4 protein-coding genes and 1 pseudogene are annotated in these 4,119 nt (G+C 74.1%); 3 read left to right on the top strand and 2 right to left on the bottom strand.

All coding sequences use genetic code 11. From position 1 onward, the window contains the following. Nucleotides 1–50: 50 nt before the first annotated feature. Nucleotides 51–830 carry a DeoR/GlpR family DNA-binding transcription regulator gene (locus H5J33_RS26015; protein ID WP_181797293.1) on the bottom strand — a complete coding sequence of 260 codons (780 nt, stop codon included), beginning with the start codon at nt 828–830 and terminating at the stop codon, nt 51–53. Nucleotides 831–965: 135 nt separating this feature from the next. On the opposite strand from H5J33_RS26015, the gene H5J33_RS26020 reads away from it, so the two are divergent. Then, nucleotides 966–1,847: an SIS domain-containing protein gene (locus H5J33_RS26020; RefSeq protein WP_181797294.1), complete on the top strand. Its 882-nt coding sequence runs from the start codon at nt 966–968 to the stop codon at nt 1,845–1,847. 33 nt (nt 1,848–1,880) lie between these two features. After that, a complete protein-coding gene (locus H5J33_RS26025) occupies nt 1,881–2,744 on the top strand; it encodes a class II fructose-bisphosphate aldolase (protein ID WP_181797295.1) in 864 nt (287 codons plus the stop codon). A gap of 63 nt (nt 2,745–2,807) precedes the next feature. On the opposite strand, the gene H5J33_RS26030 is transcribed toward H5J33_RS26025, so the two are convergent. Further along, entirely contained in the window at nt 2,808–3,941 is a 1,134-nt protein-coding gene (locus H5J33_RS26030; RefSeq protein ID WP_181797296.1) for a methyltransferase, read from the bottom strand. A 67-nt stretch (nt 3,942–4,008) separates the two neighbouring features. Here H5J33_RS26030 and H5J33_RS37790 point away from each other — a divergent pair. Further along, nucleotides 4,009–4,119 (top strand): annotated as a pseudogene (locus H5J33_RS37790) (alpha-ketoglutarate-dependent dioxygenase AlkB); the annotation flags it as partial.

Consider the following 4,119-nt stretch of genomic DNA (forward strand, 5'->3'; position numbering starts at 1 on the left):
CCCGGCCGGGCCGGACTCTCCGGCCCGGGTGGTACTCGGCACCCCGCGCCTCACACCGCCAGCACCCGCACGCCCGCCTCCTCGAAGCGCAGTACCGTCTCCTGCCCCACCGCCGTGTCCGTCACCAGCGTGTCCACCAGCTCGGTCCCGCAGATCCGGGCGAACGCGCGGCGGCCCAGTTTGCTGGAGTCGGCGGCGACCACCACCCGCTCGGCGCGCTCGCACAGCAGGCGGTTGATGGCGGCCTCGGCCTCGTCGTGCGCCGCCGCCCCGTGCGCCACGTCGAAACCGACGACACCGAGCACGGCCACGTCCAGGGTGATCTGGCCCAACACCCCGTCCGCCAGCGGGCCGATGAGCTCGTACGACTGCGCGCGCGCCACCCCGCCCGTCACCACGATCTTGAACTGGGGGCGCACGGCGAGCTCGTTGGCGATGTTGAGCGCGTTGGTGACGACGGTCAGCGCCGGCGAGCCGGTGGCGAGGTCGCCGCGCACGGCCAGCGCGCGGGCCACCTCCGTGGTGGTCGTACCACCGGTCAGCCCCACCGCCTCGCCCGGCGCGACGAGTTCGGCCACCGCCTTGGCGATGCGCTGCTTCTCCGAGGCGCGCCGGGCCGTCTTGTAGCGCAACGGGAGTTCGTACGACACCCCGTGCACCACCGCCCCGCCCCGGGTGCGCACCAGCATCTGCTGCTCGGCCAGCTGGTCGAAGTCCCGGCGGATCGTCGCCGCCGACACCGCCAGCTCGGCCGCGGCCTCCTCGACCTCCAGCCGGCCGCGCTCGACGAGCAGTTCCAGCAGCGCCTTCCAGCGGGCGTCCCGGGACATCCGCGGCCTCCGTCTTCTTCCTCCGGACGATCTCCCGGCGACCCTAGCGCACCCGGCTTCGCCGCCGAATGCTTGATTGTGCTCGAAAGATCGCTATACCTTGCAAGAACAATCAGCAAGGGGAGGGTATGGGCCATGACCCATGTCGAGAACGAGCTGAACAGCCAGCCGGAGTGCTGGATACGGGCCGCCGAACAGGCGGCGGGGCACCGGGAGGCGCTGCCGCGGGCGGGTGAGCGGGTCGCCGTCGTCGGCTGCGGGACCTCGTACTTCATGGCCCAGGCGGTGGCCGCGCTGCGCGAGGGCGCGGGGCAGGGCGAGACCGACGCGTTCGCCGCCTCCGAGTTCCCGCACGGGCGGTCCTACGACCGGGTCGTCGCCCTCACCCGGTCCGGCACCACCAGTGAAGTACTGGATCTACTGGGCGAGTTGGCCGGGCGTACCCGGACCACCGCGGTCACCGCCGACCCGGACACCCCGGTGATGGACGCCGCGGACGACCTCGTCGTCCTCGACTTCGCCGACGAACGCTCCGTCGTGCAGACCCGGTTCGCCACCACCGCGCTCACCCTGCTGCGCGCCCACCTCGGCCTGCACACCGACGCGGTCGTGGCAGACGCGCGCACCGCTCTCGCCGCCCCGCTGCCCGAAGGGCTCGTGGAGTGCCGCCAGTTCACCTTCCTCGGGCGCGGCTGGACGGTCGGACTCGCGAGCGAGGCCGGGCTGAAGATGCGCGAGGCGTCGCTGTCCTGGACCGAGGCCTACCCGGCGATGGAGTACCGGCACGGCCCGATCAGCGTGACCTGCGAGGGCACCGCCACCTGGATGCTCGGCAAGGCACCCGACGGGCTCGCCGCGCAGGTCCGCGCCACCGGCGGGATGTGGATCGAGGGCGAGCTGGACCCGCTCGCCGAACTCGTCCGCGTCCAGCGGCTCGCGGTCGCGGTCGCCGCCGCCCGGGGACTCGACCCCGACCGGCCGCGCCACCTCACCCGCTCGGTCATCCTCACCCCCTGACCCGCCGGCCCCGCCCAGGAAGGACACACCTCCGTGCCCCTCGTGCCCACCGGCGAGCTGGTCACCCGGGCCGCAGCGGCCCGCGCCGCCGTCGCCGCGTTCAACGTCATCACCCTGGAACACATCGAGGCCGTCATCGCCGGCGCCGAGTCGGCCGGTTCCCCCGTCGTCCTCCAAGTCAGCGAGAACGCGGTGAAGTTCCGCTACGGACGGCTCCTGCCGCTGGCCCGCGCCGCCGTCACCGCCGCCGAACGGGCCGCCGTACCCGTCGGGTTGCACCTGGACCACGTGCAGAGCGACGACCTGCTCCGCCAGGCGCCCGACGCCGGGTTCGGCTCGGTCATGTACGACGCGGCCCGCCTGTCCTACGCCGACAACCTCGCCGCGACCCGGGCCGCCGCCGACTGGGCGCACGCCCAAGGGCTCTGGATCGAGGCCGAGTTGGGGGAGATCGGTGGCAAGGACGGCCGGCCCCCGCTGGACGCCCACGCGCCCGGCGCGCGCACCGACCCCGACCGGGCGCGGGACTTCGTCGCCGGCACCGGCGTCGACGCCCTGGCCGTCGCCGTCGGCAGCGCGCACGCCATGACCAGCCGCACCGCCGTCCTCGACCACGCCCTGCTCACCCGGCTGTCCGCCGCGCTGAGCGTGCCGCTGGTCCTGCACGGCTCCAGCGGCGTGCCGGACGGGCAGCTGGTCGCGGCGATCGGCGAAGGCATCGCCAAGGTCAACGTCGGCACCGCGCTCAACCTGGCCATGACCGGCGCGATCAGGGACTTCCTCGCCGCCCGCCCCGAGGCCGTCGACTCCCGCGCCTACCTCGGCGTGGGCCGCGAGGCGATGGCCCGCGAAGTGCGCCGGATCATCGGGGTACTGTCCCGGACCGACGGCGGCTGACCGGCCCCGGCCGGGAACCGAGCCGCTCGCCACGACGGCGGGGCACGGTTCCCGGTGGACCGCCTAACCCCTCTTGACCGCCCGCAGCACCACGAACTTCGGATCCGACGCCACCGTCTCGCTGTTGCCGAACAACCGCTTCAGCTTCAGGTGGTAGCCGAGGTGCCGGTTGCCGATCACCCACAGCTCGCCGCCCGGCCGCAGCGCGCGCTTCGCCCCGGTGAACATCCGCCAGGCCGTCGCGTCCGTGGTCGCCTGATGGGAGTGGAACGGCGGGTTGTTCAGCACCAGGTCCACACTGCCCGAGGCGACCCCGGCCAGCCCGTCCCCGACCCGGAACTCGGCGTGCCCGGGCACCCCGTTCGCCTTGTACGTCGCCTCCGCCGAGGCCACCGCCTGGAAGGACTCGTCCACGAACAGCACCTCGGCCGTCGGATCGGCCAGCGCCACCGCCGTGCCCACCACGCCGTTGCCGCAGCCGAGGTCCACCACGCGCCCCGCGCCGGGACCGGGCAGGTGCCGCAGGAAGAAGCGGGTGCCGATGTCCAGCCGGTCGGCGCAGAAGACGCCCGCGTGGTTGACCACCGGGCGCCCCGACACCGCCCCGACACCGTCCGGCAGGGTGTAGCCGTACGGCCACGGGTTCGCGGGCCGCTCCAGCGCCGGGTCGGGGGCGCAGAAGATCAGCCGGGCCTTCTGCCGGGCCAGCGAGGTCCGGGTCGGCCCGAGGATCCGCTCGAACAGCCGGAGCGTCGAGGTGTGGATCTCCTTCACCATGCCCGTGCCGATCACCACCGTGCCCGCGTGCACGGCCGGCGCCAGCCGCAGCAGCTGGTCCTCCAGCAGCGCCAGGCTCTTGGGCACCCGCACCAGCAGCACGTCCACCCGCCCGGGAGGCGGGTCCTGCGTGGTGAGCAGCCCCACGGCGCCCGGCTCCACACCGGCCCGCGCCAGATTCGCGCGGGTCGCCTCCTGACCGAGGAAGGAGTCGGTGATCTGCGTCGGCCGGTGCGCGGCCAGCGCGGTGACCAGCGCACCCCAGCGGTCCCCGAGCACCACGACCGTGCCGGTGAGCGGCACCTCCTCCTCGGCGAGATGGCGCAGCAGGTACGCGTCGGCGGCGTCCCAGGCACGCAGCCGGTCGCGCGGATCCTCGGGGAAGCGGGTCAGCCCGACCTCGCCCCACGGTGTCGTCATACGGTCGCTCATCGTGCGTCCAGGCTAGCCGAGCCGCAGCTCAGGGCCCGTGGGGCAGGATGGGGGCATGGAGGACGAGCTCTTCCCGAGGGAGCGCACACGGGTCGCGCCGGGCGCCGTGCACGTCCCGGACTGGCTGGATCGCGCACGGCAGCGCGCCCTGCTCGCCGCCTGCCGG

Origin of the sequence: Streptomyces sp. WELS2, assembly GCF_013870595.1 — a bacterium.
Lineage (GTDB): Bacteria > Actinomycetota > Actinomycetes > Streptomycetales > Streptomycetaceae > Streptomyces.

Coding starts and splice junctions, on each gene's coding strand:
- H5J33_RS26015 (WP_181797293.1), bottom strand. CDS start 830: ATGTCCCGGGACGCCCGCTGGAAGGCGCTGCTGGAACTGCTCGTCGAG.
- H5J33_RS26020 (WP_181797294.1), top strand. CDS start 966: ATGACCCATGTCGAGAACGAGCTGAACAGCCAGCCGGAGTGCTGGATA.
- H5J33_RS26030 (WP_181797296.1), bottom strand. CDS start 3,941: ATGACGACACCGTGGGGCGAGGTCGGGCTGACCCGCTTCCCCGAGGAT.